The sequence below is a fragment of the Pseudomonas weihenstephanensis genome, assembly GCF_016812185.1.
GTDB lineage: Bacteria > Pseudomonadota > Gammaproteobacteria > Pseudomonadales > Pseudomonadaceae > Aquipseudomonas > Aquipseudomonas weihenstephanensis.
This window is the reverse complement of the sequence record NZ_JAAEBV010000003.1, coordinates 14,709-37,776: the sequence shown is the minus strand read 5'-3', so window position 1 is coordinate 37,776 and position 23,068 is coordinate 14,709. Positions and strand designations below refer to the sequence as shown.

The following is a 23,068-nucleotide window of genomic DNA, read 5'->3' as shown; positions in this document are numbered from 1 at the left end:
CAGGCTTTTGAGTCGTCAAACGATATAAATCAGATTTGACGCTTAGTCGCCCGAAATGCAGTGCGTTGCGGCACCGCGGATGTCACCCGGACGAATGGGTACATTCGACATGCTTTCATACACCTTGATGCTGCTCCCGCCTGAGCGCTCTTCGATATCAATCACCGCTGTAGGCCCCGAGGTCAGTTTTTGCGGAACGATTACCCGCAAACCTTCCTTGTGAGGCTCTATTTGCGGGGCCTTGCGCGTGCGTGACAACTGCTGCACCAAGCATTGGGCGTAAGCGTCCGGTTTCTTTCCCGAGATCACGCTCATGGTGGGCATTGTCTGCTCAATATCTGTAACTGATGCACAGCCTCCCAAAGCCAGCACTGCGACCAACACGCCCCACTTCATACAAATCCTCCGTTAAAGACCTTACGACCAGCGATCTTTAAAATTTCTCCCTGATGATAGGGAATTAATACTTAAAAAGTAGCAATTTCGACTTGCCAGGCGTCAGACTTTTCTGCGCGGCGGCATAATAAGCTGCTTTCGCCTCCAACTTGGACTAAAGCACATGCTATCGTCCTATTTTTTTTAACAAATGCCCCCTTTGGAGCCTCAATGAAATTTATTCACCAGCGTGAGCACCTCAATGAAGATGACATTGTCGTCATCGAGTGCTCACACCCGTGCAATATCCGCTTGATGAGCGATGCACATTTTCGCAGCTTTAAAAACGGTGGCCGCCACTCTTATCATGGCGGTGCATTTGATAAATTTCCGGCCCGCATCACTGCGCCGAGCACCGGTTTCTGGAACATCACGATCGATACCGTCAGCACCCGTGCTGTGAGCGTGACGCGCAAACCGACCTTGAAGCACTCGATCAAAATTGTTCGTCGCTCTAGCTCCAAACTCCGCTAAGCCTGACATCAGCACCCTTTTAGACAGGACATCCCGTGGAAACCACTAAGTACGTGATTAAGTACAAACTCGATGGCGAGCGCCGATTTGAGTTTGCTCAGCTGCAGACTGGCTCCGAAGAAGAAGCCCGCGCAGCGCTTGAGAAAATTCACAAGAGCGATGAAGTCATCACCGAGATCAAAGTGAGCAAGGCACTCTAACCCGCCATGTCTTTTGACCTGTTTGCCGAGCAGGACCTGCAACAACCCGCACGGATTGAAAAAATCAGTGAGCAGGCGTTTGTATTGCGCGGTTTTGCTTTGCCATGGGTAGATACACTGCTCACGGCGCTTGAGCAGGTTTTGACGCAGGCCCCTTTTCGACAGATGCAAACGCCTGGCGGCTCCATCATGTCAGCGCGTTTGAGCAATTGCGGTGATCTGGGCTGGACCACCGACCTTGCAGGCTATCGGTACAGCGCCCTGGACCCTTTGACCGGGGCACGCTGGCCTGCAATGCCCGATCCTTTCCTGAAGTTGGCCGAGGCCGCTGCACACGCAGCAGGTTTTGATCACTTTGCGCCCGATGCGTGCTTGATCAATACCTACGCCCCGGGTGCAAAAATGTCCTTGCATCAAGACAAGAACGAGCGCGCCTACACTGCGCCCATTGTTTCGATTTCGCTGGGGCTGCCGGCTATCTTCCTGTTTGGCGGTTTTGAGCGCAACGATCCCACGCAACGCATCTCACTGTTCCATGGCGACATCGTGGTATGGGGCGGCGTTGATCGCTTGCGCTTTCATGGCGTGCTGCCGATAAAGCCGGGGCACCATTCATTGCTGGGGGAACAACGGATCAATATCACTCTGCGCAAGGCAGGCTGAATCGCCACACCCAGACGGGTTCCTTCAGCGCAGAGCGCAGGCTGACAAATCGCTATATATTTTTATACACACCGATTATCTTCCTATCGCCCACTACACCCTGAAAACCTTGGGCTGCCTTCGCCATTAAAAGGAGTTTTGACATGACTGCCCAAGCGTTTCGCTTTGCCCCTGCGGTCCTCGCCACACTGATCGGGTGCCTCTGTGCATTGTCAGCACAAGCGGATGAAGTTCAAGTCGCCGTAGCCGCCAATTTCACGGCCCCGATCCAGGCCATCGCCCGTGACTTTGAAAAAGACACGGGGCACCGATTAATCGCAGCCTACGGCGCGACCGGGCAGTTTTACACGCAGATAAAAAATGGTGCGCCTTTTGAAGTATTTCTGGCTGCTGATGACACCACGCCGCAAAAACTCGAAGAAGAAGGCGACATCGTCTCTGGTTCGCGCTTCACCTACGCCATTGGCACACTGGCGTTGTGGTCAGCCAAAGACGGCTACATCAATGGCACTGATCAGGCGTTACTCGCGAATAAATTTACCCACTTGTCTATCGCCAATCCCAAAGCCGCGCCTTACGGGCTGGCCGCCACACAGGTACTGGCCAAACTGGGGCTGACAGACAAGGTCAAAGACAAAATTGTCGAAGGGCAAAACATTACTCAGGCCTACCAATTTGTTTCTACCGGTAATGCTGAACTCGGCTTTGTCGCCCTGTCGCAAATTTACAAAGATGGCAAAATCACCGCCGGCTCTGCCTGGATCGTTCCAGACTCGATGCATGACGCCATCAAACAAGATGCCGTGATCCTTAAAAAAGGCGCGAACAATCCGGCTGCCAAAGCCCTTGCGGACTACCTGAAAGGGCCTAAAGTGGCGGCCATCATCAAAGCTTACGGTTACCAGCTTTAAATGCCGCTCTCGGCTGCTGACTTCGCCGCTATTTGGCTGACCTTCAAGCTGGCGTCGTTAACCACGGTGATCTTGTTGGTGATCGGCACGCCGATCGCGTTATGGCTGGCGCATACCCGCTCGCGATTACGCGGGCCTATTGGTGCGATTGTTGCCTTGCCCCTGGTATTGCCACCCACGGTCATCGGCTTCTACCTGTTACTGGCGATGGGGCCGCATGGCCTTGTAGGTCAGTTCACGCTGTCTATCGGCCTCGGCACATTGACCTTCAGCTTTGCCGGACTGGTCATTGGCTCTGTGATCTATTCAATGCCTTTTGTCGTACAGCCTCTGCAAAACGCATTCACAGCCATTGGCCGGCGACCGCTTGAGGTGGCCGCAACGTTGCGCGCGAGCCCCTGGGATACTTTTTTCAGCGTGATATTGCCCCTGGCCCGGCCCGGTTTTGTGACTGCCGCGATTCTAGGCTTTGCCCATACCGTGGGCGAATTCGGTGTGGTCTTGATGATCGGGGGTAATATTCCAGAGAAAACCCGCGTTGTATCCGTGCAGATCTACGATCACGTAGAGGCGCTGGAATATGCTCAAGCACATTGGTTGGCCGGGGCGATGCTGGTATTTTCCTTTGTGGTGCTACTGGCGTTGTATTCAAGCCGCAGAAGTCAAAGCCCATGGGGATGAACATGCAGTCGGATATCCACGTTCGTCTCCAGCTCGGTTACAGCGGCTTTGCCCTGGACTTGGATTTGCAATTGCCCGGCAAAGGCGTCACTGCGCTTTATGGACATTCCGGTTCGGGCAAAACCACCTGTTTACGCTGCATTGCCGGGCTTGAGCGTGCCAGTCAGGCCTATGTAGCGATCAACGGTGAAGTGTGGCAAGACACTCGACGCAGTCTGTTTGTGCCCGTGCACAAACGTGCTTTGGGGTATGTCTTTCAGGAAGCCAGTCTGTTCCCACACCTGTCGGTGCGTTCAAACCTTACCTTTGGGCTGCGGCGTATCGCACGCAATGAGCGTCGCGTCGAGTTGGCTGACGCCGCCGAACTGTTAGGTATCACCCATTTGCTCGACCGTTCGCCCAGTCATCTGTCCGGTGGTGAGCGCCAGCGCGTGGGCATAGCCCGCGCATTGCTGACCAGCCCCAAGTTGCTGCTGATGGACGAGCCGCTGGCGGCACTGGATAACCAACGTAAACGCGAAATCCTGCCCTACCTTGAACGCCTGCATGCGCAACTGGATATTCCAGTGCTGTACGTCAGCCACTCGCAGGATGAAGTCGCGCGCCTGGCCGACCACATCGTGCTGCTAAGTGAAGGAAAAGCATTGGCCAGCGGCCCGATTGCGCACACCCTCGCCAGGCTCGACTTACCTTTGGCACAAGGCGATGACGCCGGGGTAGTCATTGAGGGCGTGGTCAACGCATACGATGCCCACTATCAATTACTGAGTCTGCGCCTGCCCAATAGCAACCAAGGGTTGCGGGTAGCGCATGTCTCTTTGCCTGTGGGCCAAATCCTGCGAATCAAGGTCCAGGCACGCGACATCAGCTTGAATCTTGAGCCGGGCGCACACAGCAGCATCCTCAACTGCCTGCAAGTGACGGTCATCAGCGAGGCGCCCGCCGACAATCCGGCCCATGTGCTGGTCCACCTCGATGCTTGTGGCACAGCGCTCTTGGCACGTATCACCCGCTACTCGCGCGATCAATTGAATCTCACCACGGGCCAGCAGATGTGGGCGCAAATCAAATCCGTGGCCGTACTGGCCTGATCGCTTCAGAGCAATGGTCGGCGTCGACTGATCAAGTAACGTGTGCTCGCAATTGCGATACCCAGCAAGCAGCCCAACACCAGACCCAATGCGATAATCAGCGCCTTTTTGGGTTTGATAGGGCTGATCGGCGTTTGGGCCTTGCGATCAATGCTGACGAGTCCCAGCTTGCCCATATCCGTGTTCAGGTTGCCAAGGCGGACGACCTCTGCCCGCAACGGCTCGATGTTTTTCAGAAACAGATCCTCGTTGGCACGCTTGCCGAGCATTTCGACCTGGCGGTTAACCTCCAGCATGTGCAGTTTTTTACCAATATTAGAAATGCCTTTGTCGCTGAAATCATCCGAGGTGCGTTTGAGCAACGCCGTGCGCTCAGCCTCCAGCGCCTGAGTCCCCATAAAGTAGAGAGGGATGTTCTGCGATGTGATTTCAGTGCGCATGACTCGACTCGAACCTTGGGCTGCATCCGACATGGCTGAAGGTGTCGTCGGGCGCGTGATACCCAATGAGCGGGCTATCGAGATCGCTTCGGACAACTGGGCAATCCGCGATTCCCGCTCGATTTTTAACTGCAACCGCAGGGCCTCTAATTCGTCATTGAGCTTGGCGCGCTGCAACGTGTCTGATTCAACCAACGTCGCGATCTTGCCCTCTTTGTCAGATTTATAACCTGAGCGCGCCGCATCAATCTTTTCTTCCAGCTCTCTGAGGCGATTATTAATGATGACTTTAAGGTCAGCCCCAATTTGCGCACGTTGATTGTTGATCGCGTATTCAACAAAACCGTTAAGGATTTTTACCCCGTCAACGTTGTCGGGGTAAGTCAGTTCCAGTTTGATGAAGGGGCTTAGCGAGTCCGGCTTTTTTGGATCCGGTTGGGTGAGATTAATCGCATCGCGGTTGAAAATTTCGAAACTCTGCTCCAGCGAGATGCCTTTCTTTTCCAGCGGTTTGAACAGTTCCTGATGCGATTCAAAATAGTTGAGCCGCGTCTCATAAGAGTCCAGCGCTGAACCGACTTTGAGCAACGCATCGGTCGGTGGAAGCTTGTACACCTCGGAGCGGTTCAGGGCATCGAGTTCATTAATGGCCGCAGGCCGCAACACGGTACTGGCCTGGTACACACTCGGCGCCAGCAGCGCATAGCCCAACGCGAGCGCACCCACCGCAGCGGTGGTGCCTGCAATCAGCTTTTTTTGTTGCCATAACGATTGAATCAAAGCAAACAGGTCGATTTCATCAGGCGAAGTTTCTGCTAGCGGATGCTGAATAGTTTTCAAAAAAAGGCACCTTGTGAGTAGAACTTCTTGGCAAGTTCACCGCTTGACTGTTTAAGCAGATCTAGGTTAGGTCGTTTTCAATGCCTATCTGACAGACCATTCCTGAAAAAGATCCCTACGCTTAAGAATCAAGCACATACCTCAATAAAAGCAAGTGATGCCAAAGTGATATCTAGCATAATTATGGTTTTCAGCGGCTGTTTCTCATTTCATTGACAATTGACTTACATAAATTTCAGAAAGTCCCTAAGGCATTATTCACGCCGTAGAACAGGTTTTAAGGTTTTTTTCTCAACACAGCGGTTCACATATGCCATTTGAGTGATGCGCCCCCGATAGAATGGCCACCGGTTTTGCCACGAGCTTGCGCGCACGGATCAGCCCCGGCGCGATGATGTCAAAGCGGCATATTTGATCAGTCTGTGTAATCATCCCCCGACAAAAAACACGCTTACGTGTGGGGTAAAAATCAGGATGGATATTTTCCAGGCGATGCGTGTCTTTGTGCGCGTGGTCGAAACCGGCAGCTTTACGGCAGCGGCTCAAGCGTTGGGTTACTCCACGGCCCAAACCTCGCGGCTGTTATCAGAGCTTGAAGGTTCATTGCAGGCCCGGCTGTTGCAACGCAGCACACGGCGCTTGGCATTGACGGAAGTCGGGACCCGGTATCTGGAGCGATGCCGTCTGATTTTGAAAGAGGTTGAAGACGCCAACGCCGAGGCAGGCGGTGCGCATTTGACGCCGCGGGGCCATTTGCGGGTGCAATCAACCACAGGGATCGGCATTCAACTGTTGGCGCCTTTGGTTGCTCGCTACGCTGAGTTGTATCCGCAGGTCAGTGTGGACTTGACTCTCTCACAACGTCAGCCCGACTTGCTGGAGGAAGGCCATGACGTGGTCATCACACTGTCATCTCACCTGCCCGACTCGGAGCTGGTAGGCCAACAATTGGGGACGATCTCTAGCGTGATCAGTGCCGCCCCCTCCTACCTTGAAAAAAACGGTACCCCGCTAACCCCCAATGACCTCGAACAGCACCGGTGTTTGCATCTGGTTGACCCGCTATTTACGGATAGCTGGACCTTTCACGACGCTCAGGGTGAACAGTCTGTTCGTCCCGGGGACGTGTTTCAGGTCAATGTGGCCGAAGCCATGGCGCAGGCGGCGGAAGCAGGGCTGGGGGTCTGCCTGCTGCCGGACTACGTCGCCGTTGGCTCTTACAGGCGTGGCGCTCTGGTACGTTTGCTGCCCCACTATCGGCTGCATGAGAAGCGCATCTATGCGCTCTACCCTTCGCGAAGGTTTTTGGATGCCAAGGTCAAGACGTGGGTCGAATTTCTTAAGCAGGAAATTCCCAAGACATTAGAGGGGCTCCAGGCCGTCGTGGATGACCCGACCCATTGGGCTTAAATAACAACATCCTGCACATGGAAAAGAATGCCGCGACAGTATCGGGGCATTCTTCCTGGTAAAGAAAGCGACTCGGTGATTACTTAATCCTTCATGTAATTAAGTGCTTCCCAACGTATCCAGCCGTCACCATCTTTACTGTATATATTGTCCAGCTTCTTAAGAAGTTCGGGGCGGCTCAGCACTTCTCTTGCAATGTGAGTGAGTCGGTCTTTGTCAGCATTACCGGTCAGCGTGCGATTAGATATCTCTTTGAGGGTGTCGATCTTAATTGAACTCGTCCAGTAATCATCCTTGAGCTTGTCAAAGTTCTTAAGCATTTCCTGGGCAACTTTCTTGTCCGACTTGGCGGAGAGTGGATTGCCGCCGTTCGCAGCAATTTCCGCATTCTCCCTATGAATCAAGCCGTCTTGCTTACCGGTTTCGCTATCTTGATCCAGCAGTTTATTCAAGTCAGGCCGGTTAAGGATTTCACGCGCCAGCATGATATTTTGATCGTCGGCATAGTTGCCGGTTAACTGATTATTGGCCATATTGCGTAGCATTTTCTGAGAAATAGTCCCCGGATTATTGGGGTCCTCGAACGCATCAAAATTGTTCCTCAGCGCTTGGGCGATTTCTCTGTCAGTTTTACCCGAAAATTGATTAGTACCAGAAAGAATGACCGTAGCATTATAAACTTCGTGGAATTTTACCCCATTCCTTGGCCCCACTTTTATCGAGCCGAAATTCAAACTTCCCGCGCTCTGTTCCGATGCACGTGGGTGATGTTGAGGCGTGTCATCAAGCCCTGGTTTACGCGCCGCAGGCAGTGTCGCAGTAAAGACGGGGCCGAGAGAGAGCGTGTTAGACATAGCGAATCTCCAAACTATTTATGTGCATGACCGTCCTGCTGACATCACCTTCCCAGTCACGAGTGAAGGCGTTCTAAAGTAAGTCACAGGTATTGCGTGTGTGGCAGTCATGCCCTAATAAGTTCCAGAGGTCGCCCTGACCCCTCACAGCCAGCGCATTATAACGTTGGCTGCTCTGACACTAAGCGCTCGATAAAGTTGCTGCCTGGTTCATCAGAAACCTAACTTTTATTAAGTAAGATTTAGTTATCACGGTGTACAGCATTGAACGCCGATCGCGTAAAAAATTCAGGGCTTCACACCGATGGATGCAGCCAAAACGCTCCACCGGCATGCGTTCGAATGGTTTATCCCGGAAACAAATATGGGTTCAGCCCACTGCGCGCGAACCCTTGTTCTTCGATATTGGCGTCGAGTATCAGTGACGCCAGATCATCGGCGAAGGTTTCCAGCTGTGTGTCCCGGTCCAGATACAACACCTTCAGGTAGCTGTGACAATCCAGGCAACTTTCGGCTTTGATACTCGCCTCCTGGGTGTCCAGTGACCAATAGTCCAGTTTCCCCGTTTGCTCACAGTTGCTGCACTTGGCCCGTACCATGTGCCAGCGGCTTTCACATAAACGGCAATGCAAATACCGCAGGCCGCTTTGTGCGCCACCCAACACCACACTGGCGGATGGCTCGCTGTTACACACCGGGCAAAACTGGCGGTGCTCGCCATAGTCCGCGTGGCCACTGGCGGGCAATTGTGCCGCCAGTTGCGTCCAATACAACGACAGTGCCGCCCAGATAAACAACGCGCGAGCGCTGCCCACTTCGCCGTGGTGGCCGCTGAGCAGAGCGCTGGCCTGCTGTTCAAGTTGCTCAGGTGGCGTATCGCGCAATGCTGCAACCACCTCTTGGACGGCCACTGTCGCCAAGGGTAATTGATCGAGTAACGCCCCCAACGCCTGTTGCCAGTAGCTGTCGCGCTGCATGCTCACGTAATCCAGTGGCGCCAGTGGCTGGCCTATTCGCGCCGCAGCGCGCTCGGCCAGATTGCGCGGTAATGGCTGCTGTTCCAACACCCGCTGCTGAGCCTTTACCAGACTGGCCACGAAGTTCAGGTAATCGCCCATCGGATGATCGATGGCCAACGCCTGCAACCGTTCGGCACGCCGCGTGTAGTGCTGCTTGAGGGTGGGTAACAACAACGGCGTTATCCGGCCAATGCCGCCGGTAGGTGTCTCTATCGGCGTGAGCTTAATGCTGCTCATTGATTGTCCTTCTTGGTATTGATCTGTTTGAACCAGCGGTCGTGGTGGGTTTTGGCCCATTTTCGCGATACGTAACCGGTGACCATGCCGCCAATCGAGCCTTTGACCCAGAACCCCATGTAAGCGTGACCGATAATCAACAGGATCAGGCAGATGCCCGTCAGCGAGTGCATCAACGCCCCGACGCGAATCACGGGAATGGGGAAAAACGGTGCGAAATACGGGCGCCAGATCAGCACACCACTGATTAGCAGCAGGCTAATCAGCCCCATGATTCCCCAGAACAACAGCTTTTGCCCGGCGTTGTATTTACCCACCTGCAACGCTTTGTTGTGACGCCCCATCAGCACGTCTTTAACGTTGGCAAACCACAGACGATCTTCGGGTTCAGGCAAGTTGTATTTGACCAGGCGCACAAATAAAAACATCAAGGCCAAAAACACTACGACGCCCAAAAACGGATGCAGAATGCGCGCCAGTTGCGGCGTTCCCAGCACGTTGCTCAGCCAACTCATGGAGGGGAAGAACCACGACAACCCGGTTAACGCCACCAACATGAAGCAGATCACCATCACCCAATGGCAAATCCGCTCCGCGAACGGGGTGCGCAAGATCATGTCTTTATGCTTCATGAGTGCTTCTCCTGATCCTGGTGTGCCGCGCCCTCTTCGCGTTCAACTTCATCGTCGGCGTCATCGGTGGTGAGTGGACCAACCCCGATGTAATGGAACAGTGTTCCGGCCAGGATCGCAAAAAACGCCACAGCCGCTACCGGTTTAAGCCAGCCCTTCCACCCTTCAACCACATGACTGATACGCGGATCGGCTGGCAGGTTGTGGTACAGCTGCGGTTTGTCAGCGTGTTGCAACACATACATCACGTGGGTGCCGCCGACTCCTTGCGGGTCGTATACCCCCGCATTCGCAAAACCCCGGGTGTTGAGTTCTGCCACCCGCTCATTGCCCAGGTGCTTCATGTCGGCCTTGCTGCCAAAGTTGATGGCACCGGTGGGGCAGGTTTTAACGCACGCAGGCTCTTGCCCCACGCTCACCCGATCAATGCACAGCGTGCATTTGTAAGCTTTGTTGTCTTTTTTACTGATGCGCGGCACGTCAAAGGGGCAGCCGGCAATGCAATAGCCGCAACCAATGCAGTGGTCGGAGCGGAAATCGACGATACCGTTGGCGTATTGCACAATCGCCCCTGGCGCCGGGCAGGCTTTGAGACAGCCGGGGTCGGCGCAGTGCATGCAGCCGTCCTTGCGGATCAGCCATTCGAGCTTGCCGCTTTCATCCTCAACCTCGTCAAACCGCATCAGGGTCCAGGTTTCAGCCGACAAGTCTGCCGGGTTGTCGTACACGCCGACGTTATGCCCCACCTCGTCACGCAGGTCGTTCCATTCCCCACACGCCACCTGACAGGCTTTGCAGCCGATGCAAATGGTCACGTCGATGAGTTTGGCCACTTGCACTTCGCTGTCACGCACTTGAGGTGCAGGCGTCAGGCTATTGGTCGCAGAGCGCTTGATAATGTCTTGGGATTGCATGGACATGAGCTTTCTCCCTTACGCCTTTTCCACGTTGACAAGGAAAGCCTTGTACTCAGGCGTCTGCGCGTTGGCGTCGCCGATGGCCGGGGTCAGGGTGTTGGCCAAATACCCTTTACGGGTTTCACCTTCATAGCCCCAGTGGCAAGGAATGCCGATGGTATCGACCTCTTGTCCGCCCACTTGCAGTGTACGTATGCGTTTGGTCACCACCGCTTTGGCCTTGATGTAGCCGCGTTTGGTGCTGACCTTGACCCAATCGCCCTGGACGATGCCTTTTTTCTTCGCCAGGTTTTCACCGATCTCGATGAATTGCTCGGGCTGCAACACTGCGTTGATCCGTGAGTGTTTGGTCCAGTGACGAAACAGCTCAGTGATCGAATAGGTGGTGGCGACGTAAGGGAATTCTGCCGCAGTGCCCAGGCGGGCCTGGTCGTAAGGAAAAATACGCACGGTCGGGTTGTAAACCATGCTCGGGTGCAAGGGATTACGCCCCGTAGGCGATTCTGTTGGTTCGTAGTGCTCGGGGAACGGGCCGTCGACCAACGCATCGATGGCGTACAAGCGCCCGACGCCTTCGGGCAGCATGATAAAGGGGTTGGCCTTGCTGCCTGGCGGCATCGTCGCTGGGAAGTCGGGCACATCAATGCCGGTCCAGCGCTGGCCGTTCCACTCGATAACCACTCGCTGCGGGTCCCACGCCTTGCCTTGTAGATCAGCCGAGGCGCGGTTGTACAAAATGCGCCGATTTTGTGGCCAGGCCCAGGCCCATCCCAGGGTACTGCCCAAGCCTGACGGGTCTGCGTTATCGCGGCGTGCCATCTGGTTGCCCTGCGGGGTCCAGGAGCCGGCAAAGATCCAGTTAAAACTGGCGGTGCTGCCGTCATCACGCAGTTGCGAGAAGTCGCTGAGCAATTCGCCTTTGCGCACCGTGATGTTGCCTTGCGCGTCTTTCAAGTCCTCCAGGGCAAAACCGTTGGCCTCTTGCGCCACCTCTTCAGGGGTAGGGTCCAGCGGGTCGCGGTAGTTCCAGGCCATGTTCAGCAGTGGCGCGGGGTTGGCACCGCCTTCCTGTTCGTACATTTGGCGCAACTTGACGAACAGGTGACCTAGAATCTTGCCGTCGTGCCATGCCTCGTTCGGCGGCGCCGCACCAGCCCAGTGCCATTGCAGCCAGCGACCCGAGTTGACGATGGAGCCGTTTTCTTCGGCAAAGCACGAAGACGGCAAGCGGAAGACTTCCGTCTTAATGCTGGCCGTATCAACGTCGTTCTGGTCGCCGTAGTTTTTCCAGAAGCTGGAGGTTTCGGTCACCAGCGGGTCGATGATCACCAGATACTTGAGTTTGGCCAATGCCGCGCTGGCCTTGTTTTTGTCCGGAAAGGCCGCTATCGGGTTGAAACCCTGGGCGATGTAACCATTGACCTCGCCGTCATGCATCATTTCCAGATAACGCAGCACGTCGTAGCTTTTGTCCCACTTGGGCAGCCAGTCAAAGCCCCAGTCGTTGGCCGCCGTCGCGTTATCACCCCAGAACGTTTTCATCATGCTGGTGAAAAATTTCGGCGTGTTTTGGTAGTAGTTGACCTGCTCCGGTAGCAGCGCCTTGGGCGTGGTTTGCTTGAGGTAAGTGGCCAGGTTGGTTTGTTGATCGCTGGGCAAGTTCATGTAACCCGGCAAGCGCAGCGACAGCAGCCCGATGTCGGTGTAGCCCTGAATATTGGAGTGCCCGCGCAAAGCGTTGACCCCGCCACCCGCCATGCCGATGTTGCCGAGCAGCAGCTGGATCATCCCGGCGCCGCGAATCATTTGCACGCCGCTGGAGTGATGGGTCCAGCCCAGCGCATACAGGAACGTAGTGGTGCGATTTGGCGCGCTGGTTTCGCCGATGATGCGGCAAATTTCCAGAAAGTCTTCTTTTGGCGTGCCGCAGATGTCGGTCACCACCTCGGGTGTGTAACGGCTGACGTGCTGTTTGAGCAGGTTCCAGACACAGCGGGGGTGGCTATAGGTTTCATCGCGTTTGGCAAAACCGTCGGCGTCGAGTTCGTACATCCATTCGCTGCGTTCGTATTGCTTCTTGGCAGGGTCAAAGCCGCTGAACAGGCCCTCCTCGAAGGTGTAGCTGTCGCGCACGATCAGCGGCGCGTTGGTGTAGGCGCGCACGTATTCATGATGGATACGGTCGTGGGTGATCAGGTAATGGATCATGCCCATCAGGAAAGCGATGTCGGAACCGGCGCGAATCGGCGAGTAAATGTCAGCCACGGCCGCACTGCGGTTGAAGCGCGGGTCGACGACGATGACCTTGGCGCCATTGCGGATCTTGGCTTCGACCACCCACTTGAAACCTACCGGGTGCGCTTCAGCCGGGTTACCGCCCATGATCAACACCACGTTGGCGTTCTTGATGTCGACCCAATTGTTGGTCATGGCGCCCCGGCCCAACGTTGGCGCAAGTGCCGATACCGTCGGGGCGTGACACAGCCGTGCCTGGCAGTCGATGCCCAGCATGCCCAAAGCACGGGTAAAACGCTGATCCAGAAAACCGGTTTCATTACTGGCTGCCGACGAGCACAGCATGCCCGTGGTCAGCCAGCGGTTAACCGTCACGCCGTCAGCATTCTTCTCAATGAAGTTGGCATCGCGGTCATCTTTCATTAACCGGGTGATGCGTGTGATCGCCTCGTCCCAACTGATGCGTTGCCACTCGTTGGAGCCGGGGGCGCGGTATTCAGGGTATTTGAGCCGCTGCTCGCTGTAGATGAAGTCAATCAGGCCCGCGCCTTTTGGGCACAACGAGCCACGGCTGACCGGGTGATCCGGGTCGCCTTCAATATGAAAAATTCGCGCTTTAGCGTTTTTGGCACCGTCGCCCAGGCTGTACATCAAAATCCCGCAACCCACCGAACAATAGGTGCAGTTGTTGCGGGTTTCTTTGGCGCGCAGCAATTTGTATTGGCGGGAGGGATCTGCCTGGGCAAGTCCGGGGGCAAAACCGAGTGATGCTACCGTGGCCGTGGCAACACCGGCCGTACAAAGTTTGACGAACTGTCTTCTGCCGACGTCCATAAATCTCCTCAACATCCGTGCGCTATGCCGGATACAGAGTCGCTCCTGTCTCACGGTGACAGGATACGCTCAGGCTTTTTTATCTAATGACCATAGCCAACTTCCGCTCGCACGCGAGGAAAAATCAACCCCAAGTAATATGACAAAAAGCACTGAAACGATATTGATGGACGTCAAGGAAGGTGCAATGAGCGGCAAACGGTGTGAGCACCGCCGCCGCCAGGAGGGCTTAGATGCCTTGCAGGGCAAGGTCCATAGCAAAGTAGGTGAGAATCATGTCAGCGCCTGCGCGCTTGATCGAACCCAGGCTTTCACGCACCACACGGGCTTCATCAATGGCCCCCGCCTGAGCGCCGAACTTGATCATCGCGTACTCACCGCTGACCTGATAGGCCGCCAAAGGCAAGCGCGAGGCTTCGCGGATGTCGCGAATGATGTCCAGGTAGGCGCCGGCGGGCTTGACCATCAACACGTCTGCGCCTTCCTGCTCGTCCAGCAGCGACTCGCGAATCGCTTCGCGGCGATTCATCGGGTTCATCTGGTAAGACTTGCGGTCACCTTTGAGTGCGCTGCCACCGGCTTCGCGGAACGGGCCATAGAGGGCCGAGGCGAATTTGGTCGAGTACGCCATGATCGAGGTGTCGAGAAAACCGGCGCCGTCCAGCGCACTGCGAATCGCCTGCACCTGTCCGTCCATCGCCGCCGAGGGCGAGATGAAGTCCGCGCCCGCCGCAGCAGCGGCCACGGCTTGTTTGCCCAGATTGATCAGCGTTGCATCGTTGTCCACGCCGTGGTCGTGCATTACGCCGCAATGACCGTGGGAGGTGTACTCGCAAAAACAGGTGTCACTCATGACCACCATGTCTGGCGCGGCATCTTTACTGATACGCACCATGCGCGACACCAGGCCGTCTTCACGCATGGCATCACTGCCGGTAGCGTCCAGATGATGGGAGACGCCAAACAACATCACCGACTTGAGGCCTGCGCGGGCGTAGCGCTCGATTTCGCCCGCCAGTTTCGATTCAGGAATGCGCATCACGCCCGGCATGCTGGTGATGGGCACAAAATCGTCGATTTCTTCTTCGACAAAGATCGGCAGCACCAAATCGCTCAGGCTGAATTCGGTTTCTTGAAACATGTCACGAAGGGTTTGTGAACGGCGCAGGCGGCGCGGGCGAACAGAAGGGAACTGGTTAGGCATCATGGTTCCTGAGGGCAGGTTCATAAGACAAGCGAGCCTTGGCCAAGGCTCAATGGCGCCACAAATACAGGATTGAAACAGCAAATGCAAAGCATGCGGCCCATTGCCGCAGCACACCCAGCCCGCCTTTGAGCCACCGCAAGCGCTGAGGGTTGGCGTGTTCTGCGTCAATCAGCGCAATGCGTGGAGGGTTGAACATTTCGTTAAAAAGCGTAATATCGCCGTCCATGATTCTCGAACAGCTCAAAGCGCTGGGCAATGACACTCGCATGCAAATGATGGAGTGGCTTAAAGACCCGCTGACTAATTTCCCGCCGCAAGATCATGGAGATCCTGCCATCGGTGTGTGCGTGACGCATTTGCAGCACAAGGCAGGCTTGTCGCCGTCGACCGCTTCAGCGCACCTGGCCATTTTGCAAAGGGCCGGTTTTGTACTGACCACCCGCATTGGCAAGTGGACCTACTACCGACGCAACGAGCAGGCGATTAATGACTTTGCGGCTAGGCTGAAAATCGAGTTGTAATTTTTAACCATTCATTTCGTTATTTAGCGAAATTAGAAAATATGAGGAAGCCCCATGAGCATTAAAACCATCTTCGTCCAACCGGGTGGCGGCTATGACAACGTGGTTGTCGGCAGCAGTGACGTGCGCGAGCCTGCAAGTGACGAAATCACGGTGCGCTTGCACGCCAACTCGCTCAACTACCACGATTTTGCCGTGGTCAGTGGCATGTGGGCGCCGAGTGAAAAGCGCATTCCGATGGCCGACGGTGCCGGTGAAGTGATTGCAGTCGGTGCGCACGTGACCGAGTTCAAAGTGGGCGATGCGGTGGTCAGCACGTTCTTCCCCGAGTGGATTGATGGCACCCCGCTGGTTGAAGGCTTTGTCAGCGTGCCGGGTGACGGCATTGACGGCTATGCTCGTGAGAAAGTGACTGCCAAAGCCACCGCCTTCACCCTCGCGCCAACAGGTTATAGCCACGCCCAAGCTTCAACCCTGACCACTGCTGGCCTGACGGCCTGGCGTGCACTGATGGCCGACGATTCGCTCAAGCCCGGTGACACTGTGCTGGTACAAGGCACGGGCGGTGTTTCAATTTTCGCCCTGCAATTCGCCAAAATGGCCGGTGCTACCGTGATCGCCACCTCTTCGAGCGATGAAAAGCTGGAACGCCTCAAAGCACTGGGTGCCGACCACGTCATCAACTACCGCAAAGACACCCAATGGGGTGAAACGGCACGCGCCCTCACGGGGGGGCGTGGCGTGGATCACATTATTGAAGTGGGCGGTCCTGCGACCCTTGAGCAGTCGATGATCGCGATCCGGGTGGCCGGGCACATTTCCATCATCGGCATTTTGAGCGGCGTCAGCGGCGCAATGAACTTTGTGCCCGCCTTGATCAAACAAGTGCGCCTGCAAGGTGTATTGGTGGGCAGCCGTAGCCAGCAACAAGACATGATTCGTGCCATCAATGCCAACGGCATGCGCCCTGTGATTGATCGTCACTTCCCGCTGAGCGAGATTGTGCAAGCATTCAAATATCAGGAAACCAACCAGCATTTCGGCAAAATCTGCCTCGATATCTAACCGCCACTCAGCCAGAGCGCGCATTCCCGGCGCGCCTCTGGCTTCATGTCTCAAAATGGTCCACCCAAGCGATGCCCGCAACAGGTGCGGTCCGCGCGATTAAATACTCGACGGCTTAACGCCAACACAACGCCAAAATCAGCCATTAAATTAGAGCGAAGGCTCTAGACCGGGCCTCTCAGCGATATTAATTGTCTGACAATATAGTAATTATTGTTGAGATCGATTATCATCCGCCGTTCGCGCAGCACCCTTCTACTTCAAATCAACCTCAAAAAAACGTCGCTGGGTGCTGTTTTAAGGGAATAACCTGAGGCGCTCATGCACCGCTTTACTTTTAGCAAATCTTTGATTTGCGCAACATTGGGGATTGTCTGTCTGCCGACTTTTGCGGCATTTCAACCAGAGTCCGAAGCTGACCTGGCCAGCGAAATCGACAAGGCCTGCCACTTCAATAAAGACACCAGTACCGATTGCACCACCACCTATCGCTACACCCTCCTCACCAATAATGGTCGAGAGATGTTGTCGCGTATCGACTTCAGTTTTGCGGAAACCGACCAACTGGAGGTCATCAACGCACAATCGACCCAGCCCGGCGGCAAGCCCATTGCGTTAGCCGAATCGCAAATCGACACGCGCATGGCGCCTAACCCGGATCAGGGTTTTTTACGCTCCAAGCAGACCTCGATTGCCTTTCCAAACTTGCGCATCGGCACTCAGATCACCTACACCCTGCGTGAACATACTGCCGCCAAGCCGCTGATGGACAACTTCCATTACGTCATGATGTTCGGTCCAAACGCTGTGCGCTCCGACCGTTTCAAAAGCACCTTCAGTGCCGAAAAGCCGATTGTGTGGCGCAGTGAGTTGATGGAGGACTTCACCTTCACCCCGTCTGCCGATAACAAAACGTTGGTCATTGAGCAAAAAAAGCCGCGTTTCGTGAATTACATCAATGAATCAGGCAACGCTTATATTCGCCACGTACCCCGGGTCGAACTGGGCAGTTCAACACAGTTGCAAGACTATTTCGGTCAGTTCGCCAAGCGTTACAACGAAATCCTGGCCGCCCGCCTGCCTGCCAGTGCTGCCAAAGCGGTCTCGGGGCTTAAGGGATTGCCCCCAGAGCAACAAGTGGCTGGGCTGATGCAGTACCTGCACGATCACTATCGCTACATGGGCGACTGGCGTGCCACTGACCGTGGTTATGTGCCCTTTACCCTGAGCGAGATCGAGGACCGTGGCTACGGCGACTGCAAGGACCTCGCTGTATTGCTGACCGCCATGCTCAATGCCAGCGGCGTAAAGGCTGAAACCACCTGGGTCAGCCGTGGCACCAACACGCTCAGCCTGATGCTGCCAGGCACCAACGCACCTAACCATGCCATCGTCAGGGCGCAAGTCAACGGCCAGGTCTGGTGGCTCGACCCGACCAACCCTGTGTTTTTGCCGGGTCGCAGCATGCCCGACATTCAAGACCGCTGGGCGTTGGTTATCGATGCGCAGGGCAAGGTGCGCGAAGACCATATCCCCGAAGAGAAACCCGCGTTGAGCATGAACTTGAAAAAGTTCGAGCACTTCAATCGCGAGGGGCAGGCACGCACCACGGCAACTGTCGAAATGAGCCAGATGACGCTGATGCAACTCAGCTATTTCGACACCACCTCGGGCGTGTCCGGTACCAACCTGGACCTGTGCAACAACTTTGGCAAAGAAGTCACGGACTGCAACATTACCCGTGAAAAAACTGGTTTCGTGGTGCCTGACCACTACCGGATCAACGCCACCCTGACCAACCTGCGTCCCCTTGAAAACCTGTCAGGGCAACATGTGTACAAACCAGCCTTCATGGGTGAACGTTGGGACGGTTTGATGAACTACCGGCGCAACGGGCAGTTGGCCGACTTGTACCTGGGCGATCCAGAAAAGCTGACCTATGACATCACGCTGTCTGGCGCCAAAGTGGGTAAAGAGATCAAAACGTGTACGGTGAACTCGCCATGGTTTGATGTCGAACTGAGCGGTAAACGCAGTAAAGGTGAGTACCGTTACCTGTACACCGTCACCCAAAAGCACAGTTGGCTGAGCCACGACGACATTATCAGCGCGCCGTTTGAAGCGATGCTCAAAGACGCACGAAACTGCAACGAGCAAATGCTGCAAGTGGTGCAACTCAACACCAAGGCCTGAAACCCTTGACGCTGAAATAAAAAAACCTGACCCCGGTAACGGGGTCAGGTTTTTTTGCACGGGCGGTTTACGCGATGGCCGCGTCTACCAGCACTTGAGCCTCTTCGACCAAACGGCTGAGGTGCGCATCACCGACAAAGCTCTCGGCATAAATTTTGTAGATGTCTTCGGTGCCTGACGGCCGCGCAGCGAACCAGCCGTTTTCGGTCATCACTTTAAGCCCGCCAATCGCCTGATTGTTACCGGGCGCATGGCTGAGGATTTGCGTGATGGCTTCACCGGCCAAGGTGGTGGATTTGACCTGCTGCGGCGACAACTTGCCAAGCAAGGCTTTTTGCTGCGGTGTGGCCTTGGCATCTACGCGGGTGGAATACGGCTGACCCAAGTCTTGCGTCATTTGCTGATACAGCTGTGAAGGGTCGCGCCCTGTTCGGGCGGTCATTTCAGCAGCCAGCAATGAAGGAATCAAACCGTCCTTGTCCGTCGACCATACCGTGCCGTCGAGACGCAAAAACGAGGCCCCGGCGCTTTCTTCCCCACCGAAGCCCAGCGAACCTTCAAACAAACCGTCGGCAAACCACTTGAAACCGACCGGTACTTCATACAGGCGGCGCCCCAGGCGCGCGGCGACGCGGTCAATCAAGCCACTGCTGACCACGGTTTTACCGACGGCTGCGTCTGCACGCCATTGCGCACGGTTCTGGAACAGGTAGTCAATTGACACCGCCAAGTAGTTATTGGGCGCCAGCAGCCCGCCCGATGGCGTCACGATGCCATGACGGTCGTGGTCCGGGTCACACGCGAACGCCACGTCGAAACGATCTTTGAGCCCAATCAAGCCTTGCATGGCGTAGCTGGAGGACGGGTCCATACGGATACGGCCATCCCAGTCCACACACATAAAGCGGAAAGTTGGGTCGACTGCGGTGTTGACCACTTCCAGGTTCAGGCCGTAATGCTCACCGATAGCCGACCAGTAACGCACGCCCGCCCCGCCCAGCGGATCCACACCCAAACGCAAGTTCGCACCGCGCAGCGTGTCCATGTCGATGACATTTTTCAGGTCAGCAACGTAGGTGTTCAGGTAATCGTGGCGGTGTGTGGTGCTGGCTTTAAGCGCCTGTTCGTAACTGATGCGCTTGACGCCCGACAATTTAGCCGCCAGCAGTTCGTTGGCTTTAGCCTCAATCCACTTGGTCACATCGGTATCAGCAGGGCCGCCGTTGGGCGGGTTGTACTTGAAGCCGCCGCTTTCCGGCGGGTTGTGCGAAGGCGTAATGACCACCCCGTCAGCCAGCCCGCTTGTACGGCCCCGGTTATAGCAAATGATGGCGTGGGAAATGGCAGGGGTTGGCGTGTATTCGTCATGTGCAGCGATCATGGTTTCAACACCATTGGCGGCAAACACTTCCAGGGCGCTGGCCCCGGCAGGGGTCGACAACGCGTGTGTGTCAATCCCGACAAACAACGGGCCGTTGATACCCTTGGACTGGCGGTAAAGGCAAATGGCCTGGCTGATGGCCAACACATGCCACTCATTAAAGCTCAAATCAAACGAGCTACCGCGGTGCCCGGACGTACCGAACGCGACACGCTGAGTAGCTATCGCTGCATCGGGTTGACCGGTGTAATAAGCGGTCACCAGTCGCGGAATATCGACCAGCAGGTTTGCTGGAGCCGGTTTGCCCGCAAGAGGACTGAGTGTCATGCAAAACCTCGGGAAATAAATGATTCGGAGGAAAAAACGCAGTTTACTGGCACTTCGACACTGGCGAGAAGCGATCTATCCCTTCAGCACCAAACTGAGCTCAATTTTATTGATTCAATGCTCTAGTTCATGTGTTTTGAGCAGCATGCATTTGCAACACGTGCAGCCACATGGCACAACTATGGCACTTAGTTGCGTTTCGATGATCCAAATGGGCGCACATTTTAAGCTTTGAATTGAGGACACAACATGAAACCACTGGTCATCAGCGCGGCACTTTTGTTTTCGTTGAGCACGCTGTGCGGCGTTGCCAACGCCGCCAAACTGGAAGACGTGGCGCCTTACCCTAAAGCCGAAGCCGGGTTCAGCCGACAAGTCATTCACCTCCCGACGCAGAAAAACGAAGACGACTACAAAGTCCAGATCATTGCGGGCAAGACCCTGCAAGTCGACTGCAACAAACAGCGGTTGGGTGGCAAGCTCGAAGAGAAAACCCTCAAGGGTTGGGGCTATCCGATGTACCGCCTGAACAAAGTCAGCGGCCCTGCCAGTACGATGATGGCTTGCCCTGAAGGCAAAACCCATGCTGAATTTGTCCCGGTCGTTGGCGATGGTTTCATGCTGCGCTACAACAGCAAGCTGCCGATCGTGGTGTATGTACCCAAGGACATTGAAGTGCGCTACCGCATTTGGTCCGCCTCCAAGCAAGTCAAACAAGCCGTCGTTGAGTAACGTTGTGATCGACCTGCGCCTTATGGCGCAGGTCCATCGACACGCTTGATACCTACTGCAGCCCGACTTTATACAAGGCGCCGTTGTCTTCATCAGTCAGTACATAGAGGTAACCGTCCGGCCCTTGGCGCACATCGCGAATACGTGATTTCAATTCGCCTAAGAGGCGCTCTTCATGCACTACTTTGTCGCCATCGAGCTGTAATCGGATCACGTCTTTATCGGCCAGCGCGCCAATAAACAGAGTGTGCTGCCACGGTTTGAAACGCGCGGCATCATAAAACGCCATGCCACTGATGCCTGGCGATTTCTCCCACACATGATGCGGTATGACCGTTCCCTCGACCGTTTGCCCCTGGGCTTCGGGAATCGGTTTTGAGGAATAATCGATGCCGTGGGTTGCCTGCGGCCAGCCATAGTTCTTGCCGCGCTCAATCAGGTTGATCTCGTCACCGCCTTGCGGCCCGTGTTCATGGGTCCACAGCGTTCCCGTCCACGGATTCAAGGCGGCGCCCTGCGGGTTACGGTGCCCAAACGACCAGATTTCGGGCCGCACATTCTTTTGCCCGACAAATGGATTGTCATCCGGCACTCGCCCGTCAGCAAAGATACGGACCACTTTGCCCTGCATTTTGTCGAGGTCTTGCGCCGTTGGGCGTTGGTTGTTCTCGCCCAAGGTAATGAATAAGTAGCCATCACGATCAAACACTAACCGCGAGCCAAAGTGGTTGCCCGTCGACAGTTTGGGTTGCTGACGAAAGATCACTTCAAAGTTACTGAGTTTGGTCAGGTTATCGGACAAGCGTCCCCGCCCGACCGCAGTGCCCGCTTTGCCGTCCTCGCCACCGCCCTCGGCATAGGACACATACACCAACCGATCCTTTTGGAAATTCGGCGACAACACCACATCCAGTAAACCGCCCTGCCCCTTGCCCCACACCTGAGGCACGCCTGAAACCGGCGCCGACAATTTACCCTCGGGGCTGACCACCCGCAGGTTGCCCCCACGCTCTGTTATGAGCATGCCTTGCTTATTCGGTAAAAAAGCCAAGGCCCAAGGATGATTGAGGCCCTGCACCACCGTTTCGGCACTGACCGTGCCCAATTCAGAGTCGAAGGTCTGCGGGTTAGCCAACACCATCGTGCTCAGCAATGAGGTGGCACAGAGGGTTGCCAGCAAGGTTTTTCTTAACATCAGTCATTCCTTGTTTGATTTAGCGTTTATCGCGTGGTTGCAACGACGGCGCGGTGGGTTTGAGTGTCGGTGGCGGTGTCGTGGGCCGTGAGTAACCATTGCGGATCTGGCCATTTTCGAGCGAGGGGGTCGGCTGTATAGGCAACGTCGAAGGCCCTCGAACCGGCGGCACACTCGATGTGGTGCCTTGGCGGCTGTTGGGGTTGATGCGCCTGATGGTGTTGTCGGTGGGCGCGCTGCCCGTGGTCAGGCTGTTCTGAGCCAGCACCTGAGTGTCGGGTTCAACCGGGGCAAACGCGTGGGCCGTCAGGGCGAAATTTGCACACACCACTAAAAGACCGTACTTGATGCACTTCATCACGCTCTCCTTGAGTGAGTTGCCCTTGAGAGTTGGATTACGTTTGAGTCGACAGGTTCGTTTTAAAACGTGCACAGCCAATGCGCACCCACCGATATGTGACGTGATGTAACTAAGCTCACCAGTAAGCATCTAGTTTCCTATATGAACAAGCTGTCACTTCTGACAGCTTACGTGGGCATTCCGATATGTTTATAACCAGTCCCAATGTGAACC

General features: G+C 55.4%; 22 protein-coding genes. 11 read left to right on the top strand and 11 right to left on the bottom strand.

Annotation, left to right across the window (positions count from 1 at the left end):
• Positions 1–42: 42 nt before the first annotated feature.
• Complete coding sequence (locus GYN01_RS10880) at positions 43–396, bottom strand: hypothetical protein (protein ID WP_048364800.1); 354 nt, start codon at positions 394–396, stop codon at positions 43–45.
• 210 nt (positions 397–606) lie between these two features.
• Here GYN01_RS10880 and GYN01_RS10875 point away from each other — a divergent pair, with 210 nt between their 5' ends.
• From GYN01_RS10875 to modC, 6 genes are all read left to right on the top strand, one after another.
• Positions 607–909, top strand: coding sequence for a DUF1883 domain-containing protein (locus tag GYN01_RS10875; RefSeq protein ID WP_048364799.1), 303 nt, complete (start codon positions 607–609; stop codon positions 907–909).
• Between the two features lie 35 nt (positions 910–944).
• A complete protein-coding gene (locus tag GYN01_RS10870; protein ID WP_088500064.1) occupies positions 945–1,109 on the top strand; it encodes a hypothetical protein in 165 nt (54 codons plus the stop codon).
• 6 nt (positions 1,110–1,115) lie between these two features.
• Entirely contained in the window at positions 1,116–1,772 is a 657-nt protein-coding gene (alkB, locus tag GYN01_RS10865) for a DNA oxidative demethylase AlkB (RefSeq protein WP_048364798.1), read from the top strand.
• 143 nt (positions 1,773–1,915) lie between these two features.
• Positions 1,916–2,683: a molybdate ABC transporter substrate-binding protein gene (gene modA / locus GYN01_RS10860; protein ID WP_203307040.1), complete on the top strand. Its 768-nt coding sequence runs from the start codon at positions 1,916–1,918 to the stop codon at positions 2,681–2,683.
• Positions 2,684–3,364 carry a molybdate ABC transporter permease subunit gene (gene modB / locus GYN01_RS10855; RefSeq protein ID WP_203307039.1) on the top strand — a complete coding sequence of 227 codons (681 nt, stop codon included), beginning with the start codon at positions 2,684–2,686 and terminating at the stop codon, positions 3,362–3,364.
• Positions 3,365–3,366: 2 nt separating this feature from the next.
• A complete protein-coding gene (gene modC, locus GYN01_RS10850; protein WP_203307038.1) occupies positions 3,367–4,455 on the top strand; it encodes a molybdenum ABC transporter ATP-binding protein in 1,089 nt (362 codons plus the stop codon).
• 5 nt (positions 4,456–4,460) lie between these two features.
• Here modC and GYN01_RS10845 read toward each other — a convergent pair whose 3' ends face one another.
• Positions 4,461–5,735, bottom strand: coding sequence for a Wzz/FepE/Etk N-terminal domain-containing protein (locus tag GYN01_RS10845; protein ID WP_238936226.1), 1,275 nt, complete (start codon positions 5,733–5,735; stop codon positions 4,461–4,463).
• A 474-nt stretch (positions 5,736–6,209) separates the two neighbouring features.
• Between GYN01_RS10845 and GYN01_RS10840 the strand changes: the two genes are divergently transcribed.
• Entirely contained in the window at positions 6,210–7,145 is a 936-nt protein-coding gene (locus tag GYN01_RS10840) for a LysR family transcriptional regulator (protein ID WP_048364793.1), read from the top strand.
• Positions 7,146–7,228: 83 nt separating this feature from the next.
• Here the strand turns inward: GYN01_RS10840 and GYN01_RS10835 are convergent, their stop codons facing one another.
• The 6 genes from GYN01_RS10835 to hemB all read right to left on the bottom strand — a co-directional run bounded on the left by GYN01_RS10835 (position 7,229) and on the right by hemB (position 15,077).
• A complete protein-coding gene (locus GYN01_RS10835) occupies positions 7,229–7,999 on the bottom strand; it encodes a hypothetical protein (RefSeq protein WP_203307037.1) in 771 nt (256 codons plus the stop codon).
• Between the two features lie 347 nt (positions 8,000–8,346).
• The gene (gene fdhE / locus GYN01_RS10830; protein ID WP_203307036.1) at positions 8,347–9,255 is read right to left on the bottom strand and encodes a formate dehydrogenase accessory protein FdhE; all 909 of its coding nucleotides are present in this window, start codon (positions 9,253–9,255) and stop codon (positions 8,347–8,349) included.
• Positions 9,252–9,887 carry a formate dehydrogenase subunit gamma gene (locus GYN01_RS10825; protein ID WP_048364791.1) on the bottom strand — a complete coding sequence of 212 codons (636 nt, stop codon included), beginning with the start codon at positions 9,885–9,887 and terminating at the stop codon, positions 9,252–9,254. Before GYN01_RS10825 ends, fdhE begins: the two co-directional genes overlap by 4 nt.
• Positions 9,884–10,801 carry a formate dehydrogenase subunit beta gene (gene fdxH / locus GYN01_RS10820; protein WP_275296438.1) on the bottom strand — a complete coding sequence of 306 codons (918 nt, stop codon included), beginning with the start codon at positions 10,799–10,801 and terminating at the stop codon, positions 9,884–9,886. The genes GYN01_RS10825 and fdxH overlap by 4 nt, the downstream gene beginning before the upstream one ends.
• 18 nt (positions 10,802–10,819) lie before the next feature.
• Positions 10,820–13,873, bottom strand: a complete 3,054-nt coding sequence (gene fdnG, locus GYN01_RS10815) for a formate dehydrogenase-N subunit alpha (RefSeq protein ID WP_082149429.1) — start codon at positions 13,871–13,873, stop codon at positions 10,820–10,822.
• A 229-nt stretch (positions 13,874–14,102) separates the two neighbouring features.
• A complete protein-coding gene (gene hemB, locus GYN01_RS10810) occupies positions 14,103–15,077 on the bottom strand; it encodes a porphobilinogen synthase (RefSeq protein ID WP_048364789.1) in 975 nt (324 codons plus the stop codon).
• Positions 15,078–15,304: 227 nt separating this feature from the next.
• On the opposite strand from hemB, the gene GYN01_RS10805 reads away from it, so the two are divergent.
• The 3 genes from GYN01_RS10805 (at position 15,305) to GYN01_RS10795 (ending at position 18,859) form a co-directional block, all read left to right on the top strand.
• Entirely contained in the window at positions 15,305–15,601 is a 297-nt protein-coding gene (locus GYN01_RS10805) for an ArsR/SmtB family transcription factor (RefSeq protein WP_048364787.1), read from the top strand.
• 54 nt (positions 15,602–15,655) lie between these two features.
• Positions 15,656–16,666: a zinc-dependent alcohol dehydrogenase family protein gene (locus GYN01_RS10800; RefSeq protein ID WP_203307034.1), complete on the top strand. Its 1,011-nt coding sequence runs from the start codon at positions 15,656–15,658 to the stop codon at positions 16,664–16,666.
• Between the two features lie 321 nt (positions 16,667–16,987).
• On the top strand, positions 16,988–18,859 hold the full coding sequence (locus tag GYN01_RS10795) for a DUF3857 domain-containing transglutaminase family protein (protein ID WP_048402323.1): 1,872 nt from the start codon (positions 16,988–16,990) through the stop codon (positions 18,857–18,859).
• 67 nt (positions 18,860–18,926) lie between these two features.
• On the opposite strand, the gene pgm is transcribed toward GYN01_RS10795, so the two are convergent.
• Positions 18,927–20,567 (bottom strand): phosphoglucomutase (alpha-D-glucose-1,6-bisphosphate-dependent), encoded by a 1,641-nt coding sequence (pgm, locus tag GYN01_RS10790; RefSeq protein WP_048402322.1) that lies wholly within the window; start codon positions 20,565–20,567, stop codon positions 18,927–18,929.
• 249 nt (positions 20,568–20,816) lie between these two features.
• On the opposite strand from pgm, the gene eco reads away from it, so the two are divergent.
• Positions 20,817–21,299, top strand: a complete 483-nt coding sequence (eco, locus tag GYN01_RS10785) for a serine protease inhibitor ecotin (RefSeq protein WP_048364783.1) — start codon at positions 20,817–20,819, stop codon at positions 21,297–21,299.
• Positions 21,300–21,351: 52 nt separating this feature from the next.
• Here the strand turns inward: eco and GYN01_RS10780 are convergent, their stop codons facing one another.
• Both GYN01_RS10780 and GYN01_RS10775 read right to left on the bottom strand, forming a co-directional pair.
• Positions 21,352–22,494: a PQQ-dependent sugar dehydrogenase gene (locus GYN01_RS10780; RefSeq protein WP_203307033.1), complete on the bottom strand. Its 1,143-nt coding sequence runs from the start codon at positions 22,492–22,494 to the stop codon at positions 21,352–21,354.
• Between the two features lie 19 nt (positions 22,495–22,513).
• Positions 22,514–22,852, bottom strand: coding sequence for a hypothetical protein (locus GYN01_RS10775; RefSeq protein WP_048364781.1), 339 nt, complete (start codon positions 22,850–22,852; stop codon positions 22,514–22,516).
• Between the last annotated feature and the right edge of the window lie 216 nt (positions 22,853–23,068).